General features: G+C 59.9%; 24 protein-coding genes. 9 read left to right on the top strand and 15 right to left on the bottom strand.

Annotated elements, in window-relative coordinates:
* Positions 1 to 3: 3 nt before the first annotated feature.
* Genes ACOYXG_RS26360 through ACOYXG_RS26345 form a run of 4 tightly spaced genes read left to right on the top strand, consistent with a single transcriptional unit; the run spans position 4 to position 3,373 of the window.
* On the top strand, positions 4 to 867 hold the full coding sequence (locus ACOYXG_RS26360) for a tetratricopeptide repeat protein (RefSeq protein ID WP_460354874.1): 864 nt from the start codon (positions 4 to 6) through the stop codon (positions 865 to 867).
* Between the two features lie 2 nt (positions 868 to 869).
* The gene (locus ACOYXG_RS26355) at positions 870 to 1,628 is read left to right on the top strand and encodes a lysozyme inhibitor LprI family protein (RefSeq protein WP_460354871.1); all 759 of its coding nucleotides are present in this window, start codon (positions 870 to 872) and stop codon (positions 1,626 to 1,628) included.
* Between the two features lie 60 nt (positions 1,629 to 1,688).
* Positions 1,689 to 2,777 carry a tetratricopeptide repeat protein gene (locus ACOYXG_RS26350; RefSeq protein WP_460354868.1) on the top strand — a complete coding sequence of 363 codons (1,089 nt, stop codon included), beginning with the start codon at positions 1,689 to 1,691 and terminating at the stop codon, positions 2,775 to 2,777.
* Positions 2,774 to 3,373 carry a lysozyme inhibitor LprI family protein gene (locus ACOYXG_RS26345; protein WP_134784993.1) on the top strand — a complete coding sequence of 200 codons (600 nt, stop codon included), beginning with the start codon at positions 2,774 to 2,776 and terminating at the stop codon, positions 3,371 to 3,373. Before ACOYXG_RS26350 ends, ACOYXG_RS26345 begins: the two co-directional genes overlap by 4 nt.
* Positions 3,374 to 3,873: 500 nt before the next feature.
* On the opposite strand, the gene ACOYXG_RS26340 is transcribed toward ACOYXG_RS26345, so the two are convergent.
* Positions 3,874 to 4,245: a DUF6124 family protein gene (locus ACOYXG_RS26340; protein ID WP_027610398.1), complete on the bottom strand. Its 372-nt coding sequence runs from the start codon at positions 4,243 to 4,245 to the stop codon at positions 3,874 to 3,876.
* 514 nt (positions 4,246 to 4,759) lie between these two features.
* Between ACOYXG_RS26340 and ACOYXG_RS26335 the strand changes: the two genes are divergently transcribed.
* The gene (locus ACOYXG_RS26335; protein WP_460354865.1) at positions 4,760 to 5,143 is read left to right on the top strand and encodes a helicase; all 384 of its coding nucleotides are present in this window, start codon (positions 4,760 to 4,762) and stop codon (positions 5,141 to 5,143) included.
* 278 nt (positions 5,144 to 5,421) lie between these two features.
* Here ACOYXG_RS26335 and ACOYXG_RS26330 read toward each other — a convergent pair whose 3' ends face one another.
* The 6 genes from ACOYXG_RS26330 to exbB form a co-directional block, all read right to left on the bottom strand.
* Positions 5,422 to 6,822, bottom strand: a complete 1,401-nt coding sequence (locus ACOYXG_RS26330) for an aminoacyl-tRNA deacylase and HDOD domain-containing protein (RefSeq protein WP_198758392.1) — start codon at positions 6,820 to 6,822, stop codon at positions 5,422 to 5,424.
* Between the two features lie 79 nt (positions 6,823 to 6,901).
* Positions 6,902 to 8,977 carry an ATP-dependent DNA helicase RecG gene (recG, locus tag ACOYXG_RS26325; RefSeq protein ID WP_027610400.1) on the bottom strand — a complete coding sequence of 692 codons (2,076 nt, stop codon included), beginning with the start codon at positions 8,975 to 8,977 and terminating at the stop codon, positions 6,902 to 6,904.
* Positions 8,978 to 8,986: 9 nt separating this feature from the next.
* Entirely contained in the window at positions 8,987 to 9,916 is a 930-nt protein-coding gene (locus ACOYXG_RS26320) for a hydrogen peroxide-inducible genes activator (protein ID WP_007962352.1), read from the bottom strand.
* Positions 9,917 to 10,191: 275 nt separating this feature from the next.
* Positions 10,192 to 10,941 carry an energy transducer TonB family protein gene (locus tag ACOYXG_RS26315; RefSeq protein ID WP_247839635.1) on the bottom strand — a complete coding sequence of 250 codons (750 nt, stop codon included), beginning with the start codon at positions 10,939 to 10,941 and terminating at the stop codon, positions 10,192 to 10,194.
* Complete coding sequence (exbD, locus tag ACOYXG_RS26310; RefSeq protein ID WP_047297280.1) at positions 10,938 to 11,366, bottom strand: TonB system transport protein ExbD; 429 nt, start codon at positions 11,364 to 11,366, stop codon at positions 10,938 to 10,940. Before exbD ends, ACOYXG_RS26315 begins: the two co-directional genes overlap by 4 nt.
* 6 nt (positions 11,367 to 11,372) lie before the next feature.
* Positions 11,373 to 12,329, bottom strand: coding sequence for a tonB-system energizer ExbB (gene exbB / locus ACOYXG_RS26305; protein ID WP_115988616.1), 957 nt, complete (start codon positions 12,327 to 12,329; stop codon positions 11,373 to 11,375).
* Between the two features lie 188 nt (positions 12,330 to 12,517).
* On the opposite strand from exbB, the gene ACOYXG_RS26300 reads away from it, so the two are divergent.
* On the top strand, positions 12,518 to 13,375 hold the full coding sequence (locus ACOYXG_RS26300; RefSeq protein ID WP_460354859.1) for an SDR family oxidoreductase: 858 nt from the start codon (positions 12,518 to 12,520) through the stop codon (positions 13,373 to 13,375).
* 137 nt (positions 13,376 to 13,512) lie between these two features.
* Here the strand turns inward: ACOYXG_RS26300 and ACOYXG_RS26295 are convergent, their stop codons facing one another.
* From ACOYXG_RS26295 to ACOYXG_RS26270, 6 genes are all read right to left on the bottom strand, one after another.
* Positions 13,513 to 14,253 (bottom strand): hypothetical protein, encoded by a 741-nt coding sequence (locus tag ACOYXG_RS26295; RefSeq protein ID WP_460354857.1) that lies wholly within the window; start codon positions 14,251 to 14,253, stop codon positions 13,513 to 13,515.
* A gap of 73 nt (positions 14,254 to 14,326) precedes the next feature.
* Complete coding sequence (locus ACOYXG_RS26290) at positions 14,327 to 14,707, bottom strand: RidA family protein (protein ID WP_003229509.1); 381 nt, start codon at positions 14,705 to 14,707, stop codon at positions 14,327 to 14,329.
* A 24-nt stretch (positions 14,708 to 14,731) separates the two neighbouring features.
* Positions 14,732 to 16,837 (bottom strand): bifunctional GTP diphosphokinase/guanosine-3',5'-bis pyrophosphate 3'-pyrophosphohydrolase, encoded by a 2,106-nt coding sequence (gene spoT / locus ACOYXG_RS26285; RefSeq protein ID WP_007920338.1) that lies wholly within the window; start codon positions 16,835 to 16,837, stop codon positions 14,732 to 14,734.
* A 57-nt stretch (positions 16,838 to 16,894) separates the two neighbouring features.
* The gene (gene rpoZ, locus ACOYXG_RS26280) at positions 16,895 to 17,158 is read right to left on the bottom strand and encodes a DNA-directed RNA polymerase subunit omega (protein WP_003229503.1); all 264 of its coding nucleotides are present in this window, start codon (positions 17,156 to 17,158) and stop codon (positions 16,895 to 16,897) included.
* Between the two features lie 167 nt (positions 17,159 to 17,325).
* Complete coding sequence (gmk, locus tag ACOYXG_RS26275; protein WP_003229498.1) at positions 17,326 to 17,946, bottom strand: guanylate kinase; 621 nt, start codon at positions 17,944 to 17,946, stop codon at positions 17,326 to 17,328.
* 10 nt (positions 17,947 to 17,956) lie between these two features.
* Positions 17,957 to 18,820, bottom strand: a complete 864-nt coding sequence (locus ACOYXG_RS26270; protein ID WP_247267190.1) for a YicC/YloC family endoribonuclease — start codon at positions 18,818 to 18,820, stop codon at positions 17,957 to 17,959.
* A gap of 270 nt (positions 18,821 to 19,090) precedes the next feature.
* On the opposite strand from ACOYXG_RS26270, the gene rph reads away from it, so the two are divergent.
* Both rph and ACOYXG_RS26260 read left to right on the top strand, forming a co-directional pair.
* On the top strand, positions 19,091 to 19,813 hold the full coding sequence (rph, locus tag ACOYXG_RS26265; RefSeq protein ID WP_027610407.1) for a ribonuclease PH: 723 nt from the start codon (positions 19,091 to 19,093) through the stop codon (positions 19,811 to 19,813).
* A 29-nt stretch (positions 19,814 to 19,842) separates the two neighbouring features.
* Positions 19,843 to 20,211 (top strand): DUF4870 domain-containing protein, encoded by a 369-nt coding sequence (locus ACOYXG_RS26260; protein WP_003229492.1) that lies wholly within the window; start codon positions 19,843 to 19,845, stop codon positions 20,209 to 20,211.
* 179 nt (positions 20,212 to 20,390) lie between these two features.
* Here the strand turns inward: ACOYXG_RS26260 and ACOYXG_RS26255 are convergent, their stop codons facing one another.
* The gene (locus ACOYXG_RS26255) at positions 20,391 to 21,170 is read right to left on the bottom strand and encodes an exodeoxyribonuclease III (RefSeq protein WP_003229491.1); all 780 of its coding nucleotides are present in this window, start codon (positions 21,168 to 21,170) and stop codon (positions 20,391 to 20,393) included.
* A gap of 82 nt (positions 21,171 to 21,252) precedes the next feature.
* Here ACOYXG_RS26255 and pyrE point away from each other — a divergent pair, with 82 nt between their 5' ends.
* Complete coding sequence (gene pyrE, locus ACOYXG_RS26250) at positions 21,253 to 21,897, top strand: orotate phosphoribosyltransferase (protein WP_011336558.1); 645 nt, start codon at positions 21,253 to 21,255, stop codon at positions 21,895 to 21,897.
* Between the two features lie 165 nt (positions 21,898 to 22,062).
* Here pyrE and argB read toward each other — a convergent pair whose 3' ends face one another.
* Complete coding sequence (gene argB / locus ACOYXG_RS26245; RefSeq protein ID WP_003229488.1) at positions 22,063 to 22,968, bottom strand: acetylglutamate kinase; 906 nt, start codon at positions 22,966 to 22,968, stop codon at positions 22,063 to 22,065.
* Positions 22,969 to 22,982 lie beyond the last annotated feature (14 nt).

Genomic DNA, 22,982 nt, shown 5'->3' with positions numbered 1-22,982 from the left:
TGGATGAACCGTCCTCTCGCGGGCAGCCTTAAGTGGTTGATGATTGTCATGAGCCTGTCAGCTTCAGCCAATGCCTTGTCTGAAAATATTCAGATCGTGGGGGTTGGCGAGCATTTAGTGACGCTGAAGGACAAGACATGGGGCAGGCCTGCTCCAGAGTCGGCGGTCGCCTCGTTTACCGCCAATGGAAAAACGTTTCCCCTCTACGTACCCGAGGTGGGCACTGAAACGCATCAGGTCTGGCTAAGCCCTGACAAGAAAACATTGCTCCTCCTTCAGACTCTGTATGGCGTTGTCATTGGCCAAGAGGGTGAAGAAATCTCCACAGAGGAAACTGGTTGCGGGGTCATTTCAATGGAGACCGGTTGCGTGCTCAGTCAGCACGTAGCCAGGTTTTGCGACGGCAAGTGGGAGGGCAATCGGTGGATTTCTGGGGAAGAGGATGCGCCTGACCTCGTCATGCAGACGCCGTCTCCAAAGGACTTATTGAAGCAGGTCTCAAATATTGAGATGTCGCAATCTCGCGTGGAAGAACTCGCATTCAATCTTCGCACTATAAGTCCAGAGTCCTATATGGCTTGTCACCCACCGGCGCGCAATGTTCAAGCTTTTAACGACTTGGCTTTCTACTTGGCCGAGGGCGGTAACGATAAGCTGGCGCTGAAGTTTTATCGCGGCGTTGAGGCAGTTGGTAAACGCACGGTACTGATGTTGAACATAGCCGACTCGCTCTGGCGCCTTGATCGCAAAGACGAAGCGCAGCGCTATTACAGCCAGTACCGCGACGCGATGAGCGCCGACGGCAAAACGCAGAAAATACCTCGACGCGTAGTTGAGCGATCCGCAATTCAGGGAATGAAAAATTGAACATGTTTGTGCGTTTTATCGCGTTGTCCTTTGGATGCCTGTTTGCCTCTTTTGCGATGGCCGAGGACGACTGCAAAGAAATCACCGTTAGCGCCCAGGTCGATCGGTGTGTGGAGGCAGCCCGCAAGGAAGCCGACACGCAACTCAATGCCAGCTACAAGAAACTGCTGGGACGGTTTGAGTCTCAACAACGGCGTGACCCTGAGCAGGGTAAGGCGCTGGTCGCCATGGCCAGAGAATCCCAGCGCGCCTGGATCAAGCTACGCGACACCACATGCCCGCTAGAAGCCACGGAAATCGAGCCTGGGATGGCAGCGCATGTCACGACTATCAACAACTGCGTGGCCAGAATGAGTCTGGAGCGTGCGGCTTATCTGGACACGATCGTCGCTGATGAGCCGGGTAATGTGGTCGATCTCAACAAAGTGTCCAGAACCGACGCCCATCGATTTGGGGATGTCGTCGCGCGCTATGTCAGCACCTTTGGCAGCCCATGCCTGACAGTCCAGATATTGGCGCCCAATGGCGGTTGGAGAGTGCTGTCCTCCAAGCGGTTCTGCAGTCTCGAAGGCAAGGCATTTTGGACGGACTATGCCGATGCCGGGTTTGAGGATCATGTGTTTGCCGAGGATGGGTTGCACGTGACGCTCAGTTTGACGGAGCTTCGTGGACTTGGAGAGAAGCGCCTTGCCTGTGTGATTCCGATTCAGAATGAGCAAATCAAAGAACTGAAATGCGGTTCGTTTGAGCCCGGTGCTTAAACGGGCAAGATCTATTGTGCGTATTTGGACATCATTTGATTGAATCAAGGATTGAAGAAAGTGAAACGCGTATTGCAGAGCGTTCTCTGCGCTCTAACTTGTTGTGTCGCTGTACCGGGTTCTCCCGCGCTTGCTGCGCCCCAAGTTCTCAAGGAAATCCCGGCAAACTTATTAGGCGATGAATCTCGGCAAAACGTCTTTGTGCTGGCGGGCGATGCGGACGAGGTCTCCAACCGGTTGTTGATTGCGCCGGTACAGGCACGTGATGAGAACATCTTGCTCGATACGTCGAAGGCGCTGCCTCTGATCAAGAGTCAGTACTCGTCTGCGCTTCAGGGTGTCTTCAGCGTCCATGTACTCAAAGGTCGCCCTGGAGTCATGACTGTCATTGATCCGCAGGCGGAGGAAGCTGTGGTCAAGCAGCCGTTCGTTGAGGCTGGGGATTACATAGCGCTAGTAACCAGCGAAGAAGATAACGCGGTTTATAACTTCAACCTGTTGTTCGCCTTCAACAGAGGTTCAAAGCAGTTTGAGCTGAAAGCTCTCCTGGAAGTGGCGAACAACGACTCCTGTGACCGGTCGCTTGTCAGCGTAGTGGAGTTGCCGGTGCAGACATTGGGCCCCATCACTCTCGCTTCTTTCGATGGGCGTGAAGCGCTGCAGAAGCTGCAGGTTGCTCGTACTGGCAGTATTAAGGGCGTGAGAAAGAAATTGATGACCGTCGATTCGGCTGATTTGCTGGATATGGCGCTGGCAGCCTACCGAAAGGGTGATGACTCTTCCTTCAAGGATACGATGAGCTACGCGTTGATGGGCGGCGGCTCGCATGACACTTGTCCCCCGGATAGCTATATCGTCGCAAAGTACTACTACCCGCAGCGTCCCGGCTGGTCCAACGACCTTGGGTTTTTACTGGGCGAAGCGGGTTACTACGCAGAGTCCATTGAGCTGTTGAATGCGGTGATTGCACACAACCCAGCGCGGACGGTGGCTTACCTGAATCTCGCAGATAGCTATTGGGCTATGAACGATAAAGAGCGAGCTGTATCGGCGTACAAGCAATATGCATCGCGTATGTCGGACGCGGGAAAGGCTTTGAAAATTCCTGCTCGGGTAGCTGAGCGCAGTGGCGGAGTATCCGGGTCATGATCAAACTCAAGGCGCTCTGTAGGCTGGTCGCGGGTGTTTCTTTTGCTGCTTTGCTGATTCCTGCGCATGCCCAGGAAGTCTGTAATCCCGACAGTTTTTCCAATCCCGATTTGATCATTTGTGGTCAGCAGACTTTCGAGAAAGTCGATGCAGTGTTGAATGAGCAATATAAGAAAGTTTTGGTCAGTTTGGCGCCTGCTGACAAGAATCAGCTGACCGATGTGCAGAAGAAATGGGTGCGTTTCAAAGAGTCGTTTTGCGAGGATATCTATCAGTCGGCTTTGCCCGGTGCAGAGGCACCCATCGAAAGGCTCGCGTGTCTCGTGCAAACAACCAATGCTCGGTTGGGGGAGTTGGTTGCTCTGCAGACGGGCTTACCGCTAGATGGCTTTTACAAAGCGGCATCTGCGATTGTGGGGAAGGATCGTGAGAGAAATTTAGCGGCCGCCATTGAGCGACTGGGAGGGGATGAGTTCGATGATCCGCTTTGGAAGCAATATGCGGATGGGCACTGCGAAATGAGCGAGCGTTTGTTCCGTGAGGATTTCGCGAATTGCAGCGTGCGGATGCGCTTTCAGTTACCTCTGAACCGTTGAAGGAATGATCGGTTTGAAATCAATCCGGATGTTATCTGTTGCGTTGTCGTTCCTCTTTCCTCTTGTGGCTCACAGCGAGGTCAAAACGGAGATCTATTGCTTCCGTTCACAAGAGGGTAAGAGCAGCAATTTTGAATTGCGGACGTATCACGACTCGAGCGCCAAATGGCAAGTTGCGAGCGTTAGGTACAGTAAGTCGAAAGAGGCGCTTACTCTCGTCTATGGAGGCTCGGAAGAAGAGTTTCCGAACCCTAATCGGCCCCCCGAAATCACGACGAAGTGGGAGGAGGTGTCGGGAGGCCTTGTGACTGGTGATTATGTAATGGCGAGCCAGGATCCCTTCGTTTACGGAATCGTTTACACAAACCGTAAGTCCGGAAAGAAGTACATATTCGAACACGATAGCAACATGAATGCTTTGCCTGAAACAGGCTGTCAGTGGTGACTCACGTACTTGAGAAAGGGGACTTAAAGTCCCCTTTTTTCATCCGCAAATCCCGCTACGACTTGGCCGCCAGGTTCCGCACTTCAATATGGTCGAGCGTCCCTTCCACCATCAATCGCACCCCGTCCGCCATTCTGCTCAGGGCCAGTGCAACCGAGCGGCGGGAGCCGTGGAGGTCGTCGGCGAGGTCGCAGGCGATGGCGCTGATGGACAGGAGGTCTTCGGAGGCGTTGGCCATGAGGGCTTCGGCGTCGGTGCCGGGGGTGAGGCTGAAGAGGCCGGTTTCGCGTTTGGGTTGGGATTCGGTGCGCGGTTTGAAGTGGTGGTCGAGGGCGCGTTCGGCGGCTTCGTGGAATTTCTTGGATTCCAGCGATTCGTAGGGCGATATGTCTGGGGTTTCGGGGGGATTGGGTGTTGGTTTGATCATAGGTATTTCCGAGTTATGGAGCCAACACCGTTTCGCTTGCTTCGAGAGGGTGGCAGCTGTGTATAGGTGTGCAAGACCGGACTCGGAAACCGGCAGACCCGAAGGCCTCCCATACACAGCCGCCATAACAGTTCGCGAGCATAGGAAAACGCCCGGCGAATAGCCATAACTGAATGCATGACGAGTCTGGACTTGCACGTCCGAGTCACCGATTTTGCAGTGACACACACAGGCTATCGACGATGCTCCAGCCTGCCTAGTTCACGCACAACACCACGCCTTGCAGGAAATTTCCCATAGGTTTGCAGGCTGGAAGATCAAAAGATCGCAGCCTTCGGCAGCTCCTACAGGGATGTGTTTCAACAGGTGTAGGACGGTGGGTGTAGAAGTGTGACTTGGCGGTCATCGTGCGGGAAATGGGCTGCATCATCTTCCATCAGAGGCAGATAGTGGCGTTATCGTCTGAATCCCTTACACTGCCCCGGCCGTTCATTTTCCTTTTGAGGCTGTGCGCATGAAATTTCGTTTTCTTCTGTGGATGATGGGTTTGTTGATGGGGAAGGCCAGCCGGACAAATCCTGCGTTCCAGCAGCAGTTGGGTGACAAGGATCTGGTGTTTCAGCTGCAGACGCTGGACGGGAAAGTGGCGCGGCATTTCGTGGTGAAGAATCAGCGCGTTACCAGCAAGTCTGGGGTGGTGGCGGAGCCGGCGTTTGCGATTGCGTTCAAGGATGCGGGTTATGCCTTTGCCACGATGCAGGCGAAGAACAAGCAGCTGGCGTTTATGCAGGGGATTCAGGACAAGTTGATCCAGCTGAAGGGGAATCCGGCGCTGGTGATGTGGTTTCAGGGATTGATGAAGTATTTGAAGCCGAGGAAGGCCAAGCCTAAGGCTTGAGTAGATGGGCTTGAGTAGAAGGGCTTGAGTAGATGGGCTGTTGTGGTGAGGGGATTTATCCCCGATGGGCTGCGCAGCGGCCCCAAAACCTGAGACTTCGATATAACTGACACACCCTGTTGGCTGGGTTTGCGACTGCTGCGCAGCCGGTCGGGGATAAATCCCCTCACCACAGGGTTTCGCTGAGTCAGTTGGATTGAGGTGGATTCTTCGCGAGCAGGCTCGCTCCCACAGGAGGTTACCGAAACCATGTGGGAGCGAGCTTGCTCGCGAAGTTTTCAGGCCTGGCTGAACTGTGAGGCCAGTTCGCGTAGCAGGACTTCGGCTTCGAGGACTTTGCTGACGACGTCGTTGGCTTTGTCGCGGGTCAGGCCGACGCGGTCGAGCAGGGCGTCGGGGATGTCTTCGTCGGGGCCGGAGCCGATGCCGCGGCTGCGCAGCAGGCGTACGGCCAGGCAGACGAGGTTCGGGTATTCGGCGTAGGCGCCGTCGTAGCTCGGGTCGTGCTGGAAGCGCAGGGCGGTGGCCAGTTCATCGGGCATGTCCCAGTAGCGCATCAGCCACGAGCCGATCTGTTCGCGGCTGATACCGAGCAGGTGTTGCTCGATGTAGCTGTGGCACAGGTGCGGGTTGACCTCCAGGTGGCGGCAGATCAGCGAGAAGTGCGGCGGGAACACGTGAGCCAGCAGCAGGTAGCCGAAGTTGTGCAGCAGACCGGCCAGATAGGTCAGGCCGGCTTCCGGGCGCTGGGCGCGCGGCATGGCGCGGGTCAGGCCTTCGATGACGGCGGCGGTGTAGATCGACTGCTGCCAGTACGGCGTGGTGTGTTGCGGGTGGTCTTTCGGCAGGCTCAGGGTCTTGCCGAGGGCCAGACCCAGCGCCAGGTTGATCACCAGATCGAAGCCCAGTACGCGAACGATCGCGTCTTCCACCGAGCGGATCTTGCCCGGCGAAGCGTAGTACGGCGACGCCGCCCAGCTCACCACTTGTGCAGCCAGCGCCGGGTCGGTTTCGACCACGCCGGTGATGTCGTCGATGGTGGCGTTGGGGTCGACGCGCAGCTTGATGATTTTTTGCGCGGTCTCAGCCAGCGGCGGAATTTCGATGGTCGCTTCCAGACGCTGCTGGATCCGGCGTGCTGTGAATGCCTGCACGGCCTGGGTGATTTCCTCGCGGTCATCGTCCGGGCGATCAAGGTTCGGGCGGATGCTGCTCAGGGCTTCGCCGAAGTTGGCGGCGCTGGCCTTGGTCAGCATGCTCTTGAAGGCTTCGCTGGTGATTTCCAGCAGCAGGCCCGGCTCGCCGGAGTTGATCAGCAGCTTCGGTTCGCGCAGCAGGCTCTCTTCGTAGAGACACGGCGAACTGGTCAGCGCCGGCAGGCCCGGCAGCAGGCTCAGGCTGTGTTTGCCGAGCATCTTTTCCAGGCGCTCGGTGGACACGGCGGTCAGGCGTCGGCCAGTGAGTTCGGCGAGGCGGTTGAGGTCGAGCAACTGGCTCTGCGGAAACAGCACCATCAGCGCGCCGACGGCATCGTCCAGCAACACGGCTTGTACCTTGCGCGAAGCGTTGAGGCCGTGGTGGTCGAGCACTTCTTCGTAGGCGATCCCCAGCTTGCCGAGCAGCAGCCGAATTACAGACGGCGCGTGCGGGAGTTCGGGGGCGAGAGCTGCGTCAGTCATGGTCTGTATCCGTTTTTGAAACAATGGCAGGAGTATAACCAGCTCTGTAGGAACGATCCTGCACAAACTGCGACGGTGCTCACACTTGGCCGTATTGCTGCCCGTGGCGCAACCAACGGTCGAGCAATGGGCTGACGTGAGTCGGCCAGCGTTCCAGCAGCGCTTGCGCAGCATCGCGCACGGCGGGTAGCAGATCGGCGTCGCGCATCAGGTCGGCGACCTTGAATTGCAGCAGACCGGTCTGACGGGTGCCGAGCATTTCGCCGGGGCCGCGCAGTTCGAGGTCTTTTTCGGCGATGACGAAACCGTCGTTGGTCTCGCGCATGATGCCCAGGCGCTGGCGGCCTATCTGCGACAGCGGCGGATGGTAGAGCAGCACGCAATGGCTGACCGCGCTGCCCCGGCCGACGCGACCGCGCAACTGGTGCAACTGCGCGAGGCCGAGGCGCTCGGGGTTTTCGATGATCATCAGGCTGGCGTTGGGCACGTCGACGCCGACCTCAATCACCGTGGTGGCGACCAGCAGTTGCAGGTTGCCGGCCTTGAACTCGGCCATGACCGCTGCTTTCTCGGCAGGCTTCATGCGCCCGTGGATCAGCCCGACTTTCAGCTCGCCGAGGGCGGCGGTCAGGTCTTCGAAGGTGGTTTCGGCGGCCTGACAGGTCAGCTCTTCCGACTCTTCGATCAGCGTGCACACCCAATACGCCTGACGCCCTTCGGCGCAGGCGCTGCGCACCCGTTCGATGACTTCGACGCGGCGGGTGTCGGTGACCAGCACGGTGTTGACCGGGGTTCGGCCGGGCGGCAGTTCGTCGAGGATCGAGGTGTCGAGGTCGGCGTAGGCGCTCATCGCCAGCGTGCGTGGAATCGGCGTGGCAGTCATGATCAATTGGTGCGGGCACATGCGCCCGCCGACGCCTTTCTGCCGCAGCGCCAGACGCTGCTGCACGCCAAAGCGGTGTTGTTCGTCGATGATCACCAGCGCCAGGTTCTTGAACTGCACTTCATCCTGGAACAGCGCGTGGGTGCCGACCACCATCGGCGTGCCGCTGGCGATCTGTTCCAGTGCGGCGACGCGGTTCTTGCCCTTGAGCTTGCCTGCCAGCCATGCGACGTCGATGCCCAGCGGTTCGAGCCAGCGCTTGAAGGTGATGAAGTGTTGCTCGGCAAGGATCTCGGTCGGCGCCATCAGCGCGACCTGATAACCGGCCTCCAGCGCTTGCAGTGCCGCGAGGGCGGCGACCACGGTTTTGCCCGCGCCAACATCGCCCTGAATCAGCCGCAGCATCGGTTCGTGCTGGCTGAGGTCGTAGGCGATTTCGTTGCCCACGCGTTGTTGCGCGCCGGTCGGGTTGAAGCCGAGGTTGGCCAGGTATTTCGGTGGCAGTTTTTTCGCCTTCGGCATCGCCGGCGCGCGCAGCGAACGCATGCTTTCGCGCAGACGCTGTTGCGACAGTTGATGGGTCAGCAGCTCCTCGAAGGCCAGCCGATGCTGGGCCCAGTGATGACCGAGGGCCAGCTCATCGACATCGGCATCGGCGGGCGGGTTGTGCAGGTAGCGGATCGCGTCGGCCAGCGGCGCCAGTTGGTAGTCGCGGGCCAGTTCGGTCGGCAGCCAGTCGGGCAGGGTGTTTGGCTTGAGCAGCGTCAGGGTCTGCATGCACAACTGGCGCAGGCGCTGTTGGGTCAGGCCTTCGGTGAGCGGGTAAACCGGGGTCAGGGTTTCGTCCACCGGCGGCGGTTCGTCACCGGTGATGGCGCGGTATTCCGGGTGATAGATTTCCAGCCCCGAAGCGCCGGGCCGGACTTCGCCGTAGCAGCGAATCCGCGTGCCGCGCTTGAGGCCTTCTTTCTGTGCATTGCTGAAATGGTAGAAGCGCAGGCTCAGGCCGCCGGTGCCGTCCTGCATGCGCACGACGAGGCTGCGGCGCCGGCCCATGACCACGTCGGCACCGCTGACGGTGCCTTCGACCACCGCGTCCTGGCCCGGTCGCAAGTGGCCGATCGGCACCACGCGGGTGCGATCCTGATAACGCAGCGGCAGGTGAAACAGCACGTCCTGGAGATTCTCCAGGCCGACCTTGGCCAGTTTCTCGGCCATGGCTTCGCCGACACCCTTGAGTGCCGTCACCGACACTTGCGACAGCTCAGTCATGACTCTGGCTTAACCGGCCGTGACCGGCGCGGCGGGTTTGGCCACCGAGCACAGGCGAACGGAGTCGGCGAGGATTTCGATGGCTTTCGGCCGCGGGAAGCTCGCGCGCCAGGCAATCGCCACGGTGCGGAATGGCACCGGCGCCGACAGCGGGCGTACTTCGATCACGCCCGGGGCGTAGTGATGGCTGTCGACAGCCGACAACGGCAGGATCGAGATCCCCAGGCCGGAGGCGACCATGTGGCGGATGGTCTCCAGCGAGCTGGATTCCACTGTGGTGTGTTTGGCGCCGTCGTTGCCCTTGGTCAGGGTCGGGCAGGCCTCAAGCACCTGGTCGCGGAAGCAGTGGCCTTCGCCGAGCAGGAGCAGGCTCTTGTCGTTGAGCAGGCCCGGGTCGATGGATTCTTTTTGCGTCCACGGGTGCTGGGCTGGCATCAAGACGTAGAACGGCTCGTCGTACAGCGGCAGGGTCAGCACGTCGGCTTCGTTGAACGGCAGGGCGATGATGATCGCGTCGAGCTCGCCGTTGCGCAGTTTGTCGCGCAGCACGTGGGTGAAGTTTTCTTCGATGTACAACGGCATCTGCGGGGCGACCCGGTGCAGTTGTGGAATCAGGTGCGGGAACAGGTACGGCCCGACGGTGTAGATCGCGCCGACTTTCAGCGGGGCGGTCAGCTGGTTCTTGCCGGCCTGGGCCAGTTCACGGATACCTTGCGCCTGCTCCAGGACTTTCTGCGCCTGGGCGACAATGCCTTCGCCGACCGGGGTCAGGCGCACGGCGCTTTTACTGCGCTCGAAAATCAGCACACCGAGTTCGTCTTCAAGTTTTTTCACGCCCACCGACAGGGTCGGCTGACTGACGTGGCAACGCTCGGCGGCGTGGCCGAAGTGCTGCTCTTGGGCGAGGGTAACGATGTAGCGTAATTCTGTGAGGGTCATAGCAAGCGTCCATGAAGTTGCGGGCCAAGCATAACGGCTGCAATCGATAGACGCACGTTATCAGACTGAGTGAGGAATGCGACACCGGGCAATGTGAGTTTGCCGTTGCCAGATAGGCAAAAGGCACCTTTCGGTGCCTTTTGGGTCGGGTTCTTCTGGCTGACACAGAAACTTGTGGGAGCTGGCTTGCCAGCGATAGCGGAGGGTCAGTTCATAATCCTTGTCTGACACACTGCAATCGCTGGCAAGCCAGCTCCCACAGGTTTTGCATCGCGTTAGCGGCGTTTATCCAGCGAGTACACAAACGGCGCGACAATTTCGATCGAGCCATTGTTCAGCATGTCGGCCGGTGGCTTGGGCAGCGGTTGTGCGCGGCGGATCATTTCCAGGGTGGCCCGGTCCAGATCGGCGTTGCCCGAGCGGCCCACCAGTTCGAACGACAACACATTGCCTTCAGCGTCGACGACGAAACGCAGACGGTTCAAGCCTTCCTTGCCCCGTGCCTGTGCGCTTTGCGGGTACTTTTTGTACTTGCCCAAGTGCGCGAGCAGGGTGTTTTGCCAGCTGGCCTTGGCGGCCATTTGTGCGGGCGACGGGCCCGGTGCCGGCTGGGCGGATTTCTCCGTCGGGGCCTGGGTCGGCTGCGTCTCCGCCGGTTTTTCCTCGGAAGGTTTTTCCTTCACCGGCTCCGGTTTTTTCTCCACCGGTTTGGGCGGCTGCGGTTTCGGCTTTGGCTTGGGTTTGGGCTTCGGTACGGCAATCTCGGCCTTGGGTGCTTCAGCCAGTTTCGGAATCGGCAACTCTTCGACCGGAGCCGGTGGCTGCGGCGGTGTGACGACTTTCGGCGGAGCAGGCGGTGGCGGGGTCGGAACCGGTGCCAGCTCAACCATCATTGCCTGCGGCGGCAGTTCGATGGGCGGGCGGGCGGTCCAGTTCAGCGCCAGCGCGATGGCCAGCGCGTGAACGCCCAGCACCACGGCCAGGCTACCGCTGTAACGCGTCAGCTTATGGCGCGTCGTGATCATTTCTTGGCTGCGCTCTCAAGGCCCACCAGACCCACCTTCAGGTAACCGGCGGAACGCAATTTATCCATCACGCTCATCAGGTCGCCGTAGTCCACGCCCTTGTCGGCCTGGAAGAAGATGGTGGTGTCTTTCTTGCCCTGGGTCTTGGCGTCGAGCACGGCGCCAAGGGTTTCGGCTTTCACTTCATCGTCGCCGATGTACAGGCGCTGGTCAGCCTTGACGCTGAGGAACACCGGTTTCTCTGGCCGCGGCGCCGGTTTGGCGGTCGAGGCCGGCAGGTCGACTTTGATGTCGACAGTGGCCAGCGGTGCGGCCACCATGAAGATGATCAGCAGCACCAGCATCACGTCGATGAACGGCGTGACGTTGATTTCGTGGTTCTCGGCCAGATCGTCGTCTGCGCCTTCTTTCAAATGCAGGCCCATGGCCGATTACCCCACTTTCACCATGTGTGGTTGCGAGCTGCTGCGCTCAGGCTGGTGATCGAGGTCACGGCTGACCAGCAACAGGACCTGCGCCGAAGCGTCGGACACCTGCGCCTTGTAGCCGGCGATGGAGCGGGCGAACACGTTGTAGATCACCACCGCAGGAATCGCGGCAACCAGACCCAGCGCGGTGGCCAGCAGCGCTTCGGCGATGCCCGGCGCCACGACGGCGAGGTTGGTGGTCTGGGTCTTGGCGATGCCGATGAAGCTGTTCATGATGCCCCACACGGTACCGAACAGGCCGACGAACGGCGCGGTGGAGCCGATAGTGGCGAGGACGCCGGTGCCGCTGCTCATGTTACGGCCACAGGCTGCGACGAGGCGCTCAAGACGGAAGCTGACGCGCTCCTTGATGCCTTCTTTCTCGCGGCTGTTGACCGACAGGCGCATCTCTTCGAGGGCGTCGTGCACCAGCAGGTTGGCGAGGGTGCCTTCCTTTGCCGCAGTGGCGCTGGCTTCCTTGAGGGTCGCGGCTTTTTTCAGGGCACCGATTTCACCACGCAGACGACGCTTGGCGCCCATCAGCTCGAAGCCTTTGGCGATCCAGATGGTCCAGGTGATGATGGAAGCGATGGCCAGACCGATCATCACGATTTTCACGATGATGTCGGCGTTCTGGTACATGCCCCATGGCGACAGGTCGTGGGCCATGCCCAGGCTGTTGTCGGGTTCGAGCACTTCAGGCGCGTCTGCTGCGCTGGCGTCTACAGCCTGTACCGGGTCGGTGGCGGCTGACGCGGCGGTAGCAGGCGCGTGCTGTTCGGTGGCAGCAGGAGCGGCTGGCGCTTGTGCGTCAGCGAAAGCAGCGGTCGGCGCCAGCATCAGGCTGAGCAGCAGGGCCGCCACCGCGCTCCAGGCGCGAGGTCGTGTGGTTGGCGAAGCGGGGAATTGATTACGTGTCATGCTGGCCGGACCTGAGGTAGAAAAACGGTGATGCTCTTCCAGGCCTCGTGAGGCCGAGAACAAAAGTGGGGTGCATTATTGCAAGTAATTCTTGTTAACAGAAGTAATAGAGTATCTTTTTTTCCACGATTGCTAGCCGTTCGTCCTTTGCGAGGGCTAGTCTGTTCCTTTCGTTTGGGAGTTTTTTGATGTCCGCGCCTTCTGTTTTGATTGCCGGTTGTGGTGACGTCGGCAGTCGTCTGGCTACGCAATTGTTGGCCGCCGGCTGGGAGGTGCATGGTCTGCGCCGTGATATTTCGCGTTTGCCGGATGGCGTCATCGGCGTGGCGGGTGACCTGTTCAAGGAAGACTGCCCGGAAAACTGGCCATTCGGGGCGGTGGATTATCTGGTGTATTGCGCGGCGGCGACCGATCACGATGAAGCCGGTTATCGCGCTGCCTACGTACAGGGTTTGCAGAATGTGCTGAGCTGGCTGAATGACTTTGGCCAGGTGCCTGAGCGACTGCTGTTCGTGTCCAGCAGCAGCGTGTACGGGCAGCAGGAAGGGGAGTGGGTCGACGAAAATTCAGAGACTGTCGCCAGCGGATACTCCGGGCGACTGATGCTCGAAGCTGAGCAAGTGGCGCTGAACAGCGGCATCCCGGCGAGCATTGTGCGCCTGACCGGCATTTACGGCCCGGGACGTGAATGGCTGTTGACCCAGGTACGTCGCGGTTATCGGGTGGCGGTCGAGCCGCCGCTATACGGCAATCGCATTCATGCTGATGACGCGGCGGGGCTGATGGCGTTTCTGCTGCAGGCAGCTCATCAGGGCACGCCGTTGCAGGATATTTATATCGGTGTGGACGATGCGCCGGCACCGCTGGCCGAAGTGGTCGCCTGGTTGCGCGAGTATCTGGGTGTCACCGATTGGGCGGAAGACGCCAGCGTACGCCGCACCGGCAGCAAGCGCTGCAGCAATGCCCGGGCGAAGGCACTGGGCTGGACGCCGAAGTATCCGAGTTACCGTGAAGGCTATGCGGCGATTCTTGAAGGCAAGTGCTGACTTTCTAACGCCACAAACCACTGTGGGAGCGGGCTTGCCCGCGATTGCGGCTTGGCAGTCAACTAAGGTGTTGAGTCTGATGGCCTCATCGCGGGCAAGCCCGCTCCCACAGGGTTATATATTGTTCTCAGGTGTGGTTATTGCTTTTCAAGCAACCACTTGCGTTCACCCGGGGTGAACTGCGGCATTTCATCCGCCAGTGCGGTATTCACTGCCTGGAAAATCTCCAGCGCCTTGCCTTTGCGGGCAAAGATCCAGTTGTTGCCCTGTCCGTTGAGTTGCAGCCACATGCTGTCGTGGTCGCTGTTCATCGAGGCGCAGTCGCCTGCCAGGCACAGGGCATAGCGGTCGGCGCCGGGCAGGCCGGAGACCTGGCCGTCGGCCTGGAACTGCACGGTGTTGCCTTCGCCGTCGCCGCTGGCGATCTTCCAGCTGCCGCCCAGATAGGCCGAATACAGTGCGCGTTCGAAGCTGGCGCCGATTGGCGCGCCTTCCGGTACGGGGATTTGCGCACGGTCGAACAACTGATCCGGCTCGTTCTCGGTGGCGGCTTGTTTCATCCGGCCGCCGTCGCGTTTCAGCTCACTGCTGGAGCTGCCATAGAAGTCGACTTTCCAGGCGCCGGACTGTTCGCCCTGCAGCCGTCCTTCGACGTTCTCGAAACCGTTGGTGTAGCGGGCCTGACCGGCCTTGGTGTTGACGTCCCACTCCAGGTTCGGGCCATAGGCCTGAAGCGCTTCGCGCAGGGGGCCGCCCTTGGCAGCAGCGTCGATCGCCACCTGGTTGATCCAGGTGCCGCTGATGTCACGATCGGCGGGGTCGCTGGCACAGCCGCCGAGGAAAATGGCGAGCAGCGAGAGAGCAAGCGCTTTGCGCATGGTGGAATCCTTTCAAAACCTGTTCTTTACCGCAGAGCAGTCGGCGCAGCGTTTGAAGGCTGCGCCGTGCGCATTACTCGATGACCAGGATGGCATCCATTTCGACCTGCGAACCCTTCGGCAGGGCAGCAACGCCGATGGCGGCGCGCGCTGGGTACGGCTGATCGAAGTACTTGCCCATGATCTCGTTGACCTTGGCGAAGTGGCTCAGGTCGGTGAGGAAGATGTTCAGCTTGACGATGTCCTTGAACGAACCGCCAGCGGCTTCAGCCACGGCTTTGAGGTTCTCGAACACCTGGACGGTCTGGGCTTCGAAGCCTTCAACCAGTTCCATGGTCTTTGGGTCCAGAGGAATCTGGCCCGACATGTAGACAGTGTTGCCGGCCTTGATCGCCTGGGAGTAGGTACCGATGGCAGCTGGGGCCTTGTCGCTGGTGATAACGGTCTTGGTCATGTATGACTCCTTGTTAGGTGTGAATTAGGCACGCATGCGGGTGATGCGGATGACCCCGGTCAGGGCGCGCAGTTTCTTGATCACGCGGGCCAGGTGCACACGGTCGTGGACGCTGACCACCAGTTGGACGACGCTGATGCGGCCATCGCGCTCGTCCATGCTGATTTTCTCGATATTGCCGTCGGCCGCGTTGACGCTGCTGGCCAGCAGGGCGATCAGGCCGCGCTGGTGTTCCAGCTCGACGCGCAGCTCGACGTTGAATTCGCCGGTGACATCCTTGGCCCACGAGAGCTGGATGCATTTTTCCGGGTTGTGCCGGATTTCGCTGATGTTGCGGCAGTTGTCCAGGTGCACGACCATGCCTTTGCCCGCCGACAGGTGCCCGACAATCGGGTCGCCCGGGATCGGCGTGCAGCATTTGGCGTAACTGAGCACCAGACCTTCGGTGCCGCGAATCGCCAACGGGCCTTCCGGGCTCGGCAGCTGCTCGCCTTCGCCGAGCAGGCGGCGCGCCACGACATAGGCCATGCGGTTGCCCAGACCAATGTCTTCGAGCAAATCTTCGATCAGTTCGAGGCGGTATTCGGTGAGCATCGCCTTGACGCGCTCGGCCGGGATCTTCTCCAGTGAGCTGTCGAAACCGTTGAGCACCTTGTTCAGCAGGCGTTCGCCGAGGCTGATGGACTCGGAGCGACGTTGCAGTTTCAGTGCATGGCGGATGTGCGTACGTGCCTTGCCGGTGACCACGAAGTTGAGCCACGCCGGGTTCGGCCGCGCGCCTGGCGCGCTGACGATCTCGACCGTGGAGCCGCTTTGCAGCGGTTCGGACAGCGGTGCGAGACGGCGGTTGATCCGGCAGGCGATGCAGCTGTTGCCGACGTCGGTGTGCACCGCATAGGCAAAGTCGACCGCCGTGGAGCCTTTGGGCAGCTCCATGATCCGGCCTTTGGGCGTGAACACGTAGACCTCGTCCGGGAACAGGTCGATCTTCACGCTCTCGATGAATTCCAGCGAGTTGCCGGCACGTTGCTGCATTTCCAGCACACCTTTGACCCACTGACGGGCGCGGGCGTGAGTGCCTTTGGGCTGCTCGTCACCGCTGGACTTGTACAGCCAATGGGCGGCAATGCCGTTGTTGGCCATCTCTTCCATTTCGCGGGTGCGGATCTGGATCTCGATCGGTACGCCGTGCATGCCAAACAGCGTGGTGTGCAGCGACTGATAGCCGTTGGCCTTGGGAATCGCGATGTAATCCTTGAAGCGCCCCGGCAACGGTTTGTACAAATTATGCACAGCACCCAGCACGCGGTAGCAGGTATCGACCTTGTCGACGATGATCCGGAACGCATAGACGTCCATGATCTCGTTGAAGGCCCGACGCTTGCCGCGCATTTTCTTGTAGATGCCGTAGAGGTGTTTCTGGCGACCGCTGACTTCGCCCTGGATGCCGTCGATCGCGAGGCAGTGGCCGAGGGACTCTTCGATCTTGTTGACGATTTCCTTGCGGTTGCCCCGGGCGCGCTTGACCGCCTGGTAGATCCGCGCGGAACGCATCGGGTGCATCGCCTTGAAACCGAGGTCTTCGAATTCGATACGAATGGCGTGCATGCCCAGCCGGTTGGCGATCGGCGCGTAGATTTCGAGGGTTTCCTTGGCGATCCGGCGGCGTTTTTCCCCGGACAGCACTTCCAGCGTGCGCATGTTGTGCAGGCGGTCGGCGAGTTTGACCAGGATCACGCGAATGTCGCGCGCCATGGCCATGGCCATTTTCTGGAAGTTTTCGGCCTGGGCCTCGGCCTTGGTCTCGAAGTTCATCTGGGTCAGTTTGCTGACCCCGTCGACCAGTTCGGCCACGGTTTCACCAAACTGCGCTTGCAGCGCTTCTTTGGCGATACCGGTGTCTTCGATCACGTCATGCAGCATCGCGGCCATCAGGCTCTGATGGTCCATGTGCATGTCGGCAAGAATATTCGCCACCGCAAGAGGATGCGTGACGTACGCCTCGCCACTGCGACGGCGCTGACCGTCATGGGCTTGTTCGGCGTAGAAATACGCTCGGCGGACCAGGTTGACCTGGTCGTTGCCGAGGTAGGTCGATAAGCGATCGGCGAGGGCGTCTATGCTCGGCATGATGACTCCTGCCGTAGGCTGTGTTCCCGCGCCGTGCTACGTCGACCAGGCATAGGCTTAAACGGCCTCGTTGGACTCGTCCTCGAACGCAGCGAAGACCGGGTCTTCGTGGACGATTTCCTGCTCGGCGATGAACTCGTAGCTCATCAGGCCTTCTGCGATTTCACGCAGGGCGACAACGGTCGGCTTGTCGTTTTCCCACTGGACCAGTGGCTCTTTGCCGCCGGTGGCCAGTTGACGGGCACGCTTGGTAGAGAGCATGACCAGCTCAAAGCGGTTTTCCACGTGTTCTAGGCAGTCTTCAACGGTTACGCGGGCCATGGTATTCCTCGGAGCGAATGCAATATGCGCGCTGCCCGGTTGGGCGAGCGGACTGAGCAGTTTAAAAAATCACCAGCGATTAGGGAAGCGCTGATTTTTTGACCAGACCCTTCAACGCGCTGCAAGCACCAATGTAAAGCGCTTGCAGCGGTTTTGGGAAGTGCTGATTAACCGAGCAGTTCGGCCAGTAATTTGCCGAAACGTACCTGCTGGCGTTTCTGTTGCAGCTGATTGGCGCGGAAAATCGCCTTCAGATCGTCCAGTGCATGGGCGAAATCGTCGTTGATGATCAGATAGTCGTACTCGACATAGTGGCTCATCTCGCTGACGGCTTCGCGCATCCGGCCATCAATGATCTCGTCACTGTCCTGGCCACGGTTGGTCAGGCGCTGGTGCAAGGCCTGCAGCGACGGCGGCAGGATGAAGATCGAGCGTGCCTGCGGCATCAGCTTGCGCACTTGTTCGGCGCCTTGCCAGTCGATTTCCAGAATCAGATCGTGACCTTCGTCCAGCGTTTGCTGCAGACGACTTTGCGAGGTGCCATAGAAGTTGCCGAAGACTTCGGCGCGTTCGAGGAAATCGCCGTGCTCGCCCATCTTCACGAACTCTTCGCGAGTCACGAAGTGATAGTTCACGCCGTCCACTTCACCCGGACGCATGGCGCGGGTGGTGTGGGAGATCGAGACGCGGATCTCCGGATTGGCATCGGTCAAAGCCTTGACCAGGCTGCTCTTGCCTGCGCCCGATGGCGCGGAAATGATGTACAGGGTGCCGGTGCTGTGGGTCATGTCTGTTGCCTTACTCAATATTCTGCACTTGTTCGCGCATCTGCTCGATCAACACCTTGAGGTTGACGGCGGCCTGGGTGCTGCGCGGGTCGAAGGCCTTGGAGCCCAGTGTGTTGGCTTCGCGGTTGAGTTCCTGCATCAGGAAATCCAGGCGCCGACCGGCGGCACCGCCGGACTTGAGCACCCGGCGCACTTCGATGATGTGGGTGCTCAAGCGATCCAGTTCTTCGGCCACATCGCTCTTTTGCGCGAGGATGACCATTTCCTGTTCCAGACGCTGCGGGTCCAGTTCGGCTTTCATGTCGGTGAAGCGATCGAGGACTTTCTGACGTTGGGTGGCGAGCATCTGCGGCACCAGCTCACGCAAGGTCACGACGTCCTCTTCAATGGAAGTCAGGCGCTCGTTGATCAGGCGTGCCAGCTCCGCGCCTTCGCGCTCGCGGCCGGCCTTGAGTTCCTTGAGACCTTGATTGAACAGCGCCAACGCATCGGCGTTCAGCGCCTGTGGATCAGTCGCGTCGGCCACCAGCACGCCGGGCCAGGCCAGCACTTCCAGCGGGTTGAGTGCTGCCGGGTTCTTGATCAGGCCGGCAACGGTTTCGGCGGCGGCGACCAGTTGCGCGGCGCGCTCGCGGTCGACTTGCAACGGCTTGCCGGTGCTTTCTTCAGTGAAACGCAGGGTGCATTCCAGTTTGCCCCGCGACAGGCCCTGACGCAGGGCTTCACGTACCGCGCCCTCGAGGTCGCGGAACGACTCCGGCAGGCGCAGGTGCGGTTCCAGATAGCGGCTGTTGACCGAGCGCAGCTCCCAGCTCAGGGTGCCCTGGACGCCGGCTTTCTCGACGCGGGCGAAGGCGGTCATGCTGTGCACCATGGCGGTGACCTCGCAATGCAGATCGGCGCAGAAGGGATGTTCCGCAGGCTCGATATCAATGAATTTAAGCCGACTGGCAGCAAAGGCGCAGGATTGTAGCGCAGTGCGGCGGATGCGCCCAAACACACGGTGTGACAAAGGGCTGCAGGCCGTCGGTTATGCGCGTTTCAGGGCCCTGGGTCGACGGCCGGAATTTTTAACCCGTGCCCAGGCGCGGTGCAGCGCTCTATAATGCTCGGCAGTTTTCCGTCCCCAGTACAGGTATTCCCTATGAAACGTCCAAGTGGTCGCGCTGCCGATCAGCTTCGCTCGATCCGCATTACCCGCAACTACACCAAGCACGCCGAGGGATCCGTACTGGTCGAATTCGGTGATACCAAGGTCATCTGCACCGTCAGCGTCGAAAACGGCGTGCCGCGTTTCCTCAAAGGCCAGGGCCAGGGCTGGTTGACCGCCGAGTACGGCATGCTGCCGCGCGCCACTGGCGAGCGTAACCAGCGTGAAGCGAGCCGTGGCAAGCAGGGCGGCCGCACCCTGGAAATCCAGCGCCTGATCGGCCGTTCGCTACGCGCTGCGCTGGACATGTCCAAGCTGGGCGATGTGACCCTGTACGTCGACTGCGACGTGATCCAGGCTGACGGCGGCACCCGCACCGCCTCCATCACTGGCGCCATGGTGGCCCTGGTTGATGCACTGAAAGTGATCAAGAAGCGCGGCGGCCTGAAAGGCGGCGACCCGCTCAAGCAAATGATCGGCGCGGTGTCGGTCGGCATGTATCAGGGCGAGCCAGTGCTGGATCTGGACTATCTTGAAGATTCCGCCGCCGAGACCGACCTCAACGTGGTGATGACCAGCACCGGTGGCTTCATCGAAGTCCAGGGCACCGCCGAAGGCGCGCCGTTCCAGCCTGAAGATCTGAACGCCATGCTGGAACTGGCGAAGAAAGGCATGAACGAAATCTTCGAACTGCAAAAGGCTGCACTGGCCGACTGAGCAGGTTCGCAACCCGCAAGGAGGACGTGATGAGTGATGAGCAAGAGTTGCTGCCCAAGCCGAGCCAGGAGGTTCGCCAATGGGCGATGTTTTGTCACTTGTCCGCCTTGCTGGGGATCTGGATTCCGTTCGGCAACCTGATCGGACCGCTGATCCTGTGGCAGATGAAGCGCGAAACCGACCCGTTCATCGACGCTCAGGGCAAAGAGGCACTGAATTTCCAGATCACCGTGGCGATTGCTGCCGCGATCTGTCTGCTGCTGATGGTGTTGATCATCGGCTTCTTCTTGCTGGGCCTGCTGGCCATCGGTGCATTGGTGCTGACGATCATTGCCGGGGTGAAGGCGAACGAAGGCTTTCCCTACCGTTATCCATTCACTTGGCGACTGATCAAATAATAATCAGCGACTATTTCCCCTTGTGGGAGCGGGCTTGCTCGCGAATGCGGTGGGTCATTCAGCATTGATGTCGACTGACACGACGCCTTCGCGAGCAAGCCCGCTCCCCCATTTGAAAAGCATTTGCCCACAAAAAAGCCGACAGCAATGTCGGCTTTTTTGCATCCACGAATCGACGCTTAAATGGTCAGCGTCCAGTCGTAGTCAACGATCAGCGGCGCGTGCTGCGAGAACCGTGGCTGACGTGGCAGGCGTGCGCTGCGTACGAAACGGCGCAAGCCCGGGGTCAGCAGCTGGTAGTCGAAGCGCCAGCCCAGATTCAGCATCTCGGCCTGCTCGTTGTCCGGCCACCAGCTGTATTGGTCGCCTTCGCGGCTGACTTCGCGCAGGGCATCGACATAGCCCATGTTGCCGACAATCTCGTCCATCCAGGCGCGTTCTGGCGCCAGGAAGCCCGGGGATTGCTGGCTGTCGCGCCAGTTCTTGATGTCGAGCTTCTGCTGCGCAACGTACAGCGAGCCACAATAAATGTACTCGCGACGTTTACGCCGCTGCTTGTCCAGGTACTTGCCGAAGTCGTCCATGAGCTTGAACTTCTGGTTCAAGTCCTCATCGCCGTTCATCCCCGAAGGGAGCAGCAAGGTGGCAATACTGACTTTGTCGAAATCTGCTTGCAGGTAGCGCCCGTAGCGGTCGGCCGTCTCGAAACCGAGACCGCTGATGACAGCCTTCGGTTGCAACCGCGAATACAAAGCCACGCCACCTTGGGCAGGGACTTCAGCATCGCAGGCATAAAGGAAGTAGCCATCCAGTTGGAAGGCTGGGTCATCCAGTTCAAAGGCGGAGGCACGGGTGTCCTGCAGGCAGATGACGTCGGCATTCTGTGCTTGCAGCCAACTGAGCAAACCACGCTCGACTGCAGCCTGAATACCATTGACGTTCACACTGATGATCCGCATAAATGGCCCCAAAAATCGCGTGCGTGTATGATACACGGCGTCAAGCTAATTAGCTAAATCCGTGGTATTTGGGGTTTTTTTCATGCAAGCGTATCAGCGCGATTTCATTCGTTTTGCCATCGATCGCGGCGTTTTGCGCTTCGGTGAGTTCACCCTGAAGTCCGGGCGCACCAGTCCTTACTTCTTCAATGCCGGCCTGTTCAACTCGGGTTCGGCCCTGGCGCAGCTGGGGCGTTTCTACGCGGCAGCCATCGCCGAAAGCGGCATTCCTTTCGACGTATTGTTTGGCCCGGCCTACAAAGGCATCCCGCTGGCAGCCACCACCGCTGTCGCGTTGGCCGAACACCACAACCGTGACCTGCCATGGTGCTTCAACCGCAAGGAAGCCAAGGCCCACGGCGAAGGCGGCAGCCTGGTCGGCGCGCCGCTGACCGGTGACGTGCTGATCATCGACGACGTGATCACCGCCGGCACCGCGATCCGCGAAGTGATGCAGATCATCGCTTCTCAGGACGGCGCCAAGGCGGCCGGCGTGCTGATCGCCCTGAACCGTCAGGAGCGTGGCAACGGCGAATTGTCGGCAATCCAGGAAGTCGAGCGTGACTTCGGTATTCCGGTGATCAGCATCGTTTCGCTGAACCAGGTGCTGGAATTCCTCGCCGACGACCCGCAGCTCAAGCAGCATCTGCCCGCCGTGGAAGCGTATCGCGCCCAGTTCGGCGTCTGACGCGCTGCCCTTGTAGGAGTTGCCGAAGGCTGCGATCTTTTGATCTTGTTTTTTGAAAGCAAAACATCAAAAGATCGCAGCCTGCGGCAGCTCCTACAGGGGTTGCAGGCAAAAAAAGACCCCGCTCAGTCAGGCTGAGCGGGGTCTTTTCGTTTCCGCGACGCCTTACGGACGCTTGCGATTACTGATCAGCGTGCCCACACCAGTGTCGGTGAAGATTTCCAGCAGGATCGCGTTCGGTACGCGGCCGTCGATGATCAGCGAGCTGCCAACACCGCCCTGAACCGCTTCCAGTGCGCAGCGGATCTTCGGCAGCATGCCGCCGTAGATGGTGCCGTCGGCGATCAGGTCGTCGACCTGCTGAGTGCTCAGGCCGGTCAACACGGTGCCAGACTTGTCCATTAGGCCGGCGATGTTGGTCAGCAGCATCAGCTTCTCGGCTTTCAGCGCTTCGGCGACTTTACCGGCCACCAGGTCGGCGTTGATGTTGTACGACTCGCCGTTTTCACCCACGCCGATTGGCGCGATCACCGGAATGAAGTTGCCTTTGACCAGCAGATTCAGCAGTTCGGTGTTGATCCCGACCACTTCACCGACCTGACCGATGTCGATGATTTCCGGCTGAGTCATCTCCGGGGTCTGGCGGGTGACGGTCAGTTTCTTCGCACGAATCAGCCCGGCGTCTTTACCGGTCAGGCCGATGGCGCTGCCGCCGTGACGGTTAATCAGATTGACGATGCTTTTGTTTACCTGGCCGCCCAGAACCATTTCCACCACGTCCATGGTCGCGGCGTCGGTGACGCGCATGCCATCGACGAAGTGGCTTTCGATCGACAGGCGCTTGAGCAGATCACCGATCTGCGGGCCGCCGCCGTGAACCACCACCGGGTTGATGCCTACGGCTTTCATCAAGACGATGTCGCGGGCGAAGCCGGTTTTCAGCTCCTCGCTTTCCATCGCGTTGCCGCCGTATTTGATCACCAGAGTCTTGCCGACATAACGTCGGATGTAAGGCAACGCTTCGGACAGGACCTGGGCGGTGTGGGCGGCGGCTTCGCGTTCGAGGGTCATTCAGGGCTCCGGGT

The sequence above is a fragment of the Pseudomonas sp. G3-39 genome, from assembly GCF_054790485.1.
This window is presented reverse-complemented; position numbering and strand designations above follow the sequence as displayed.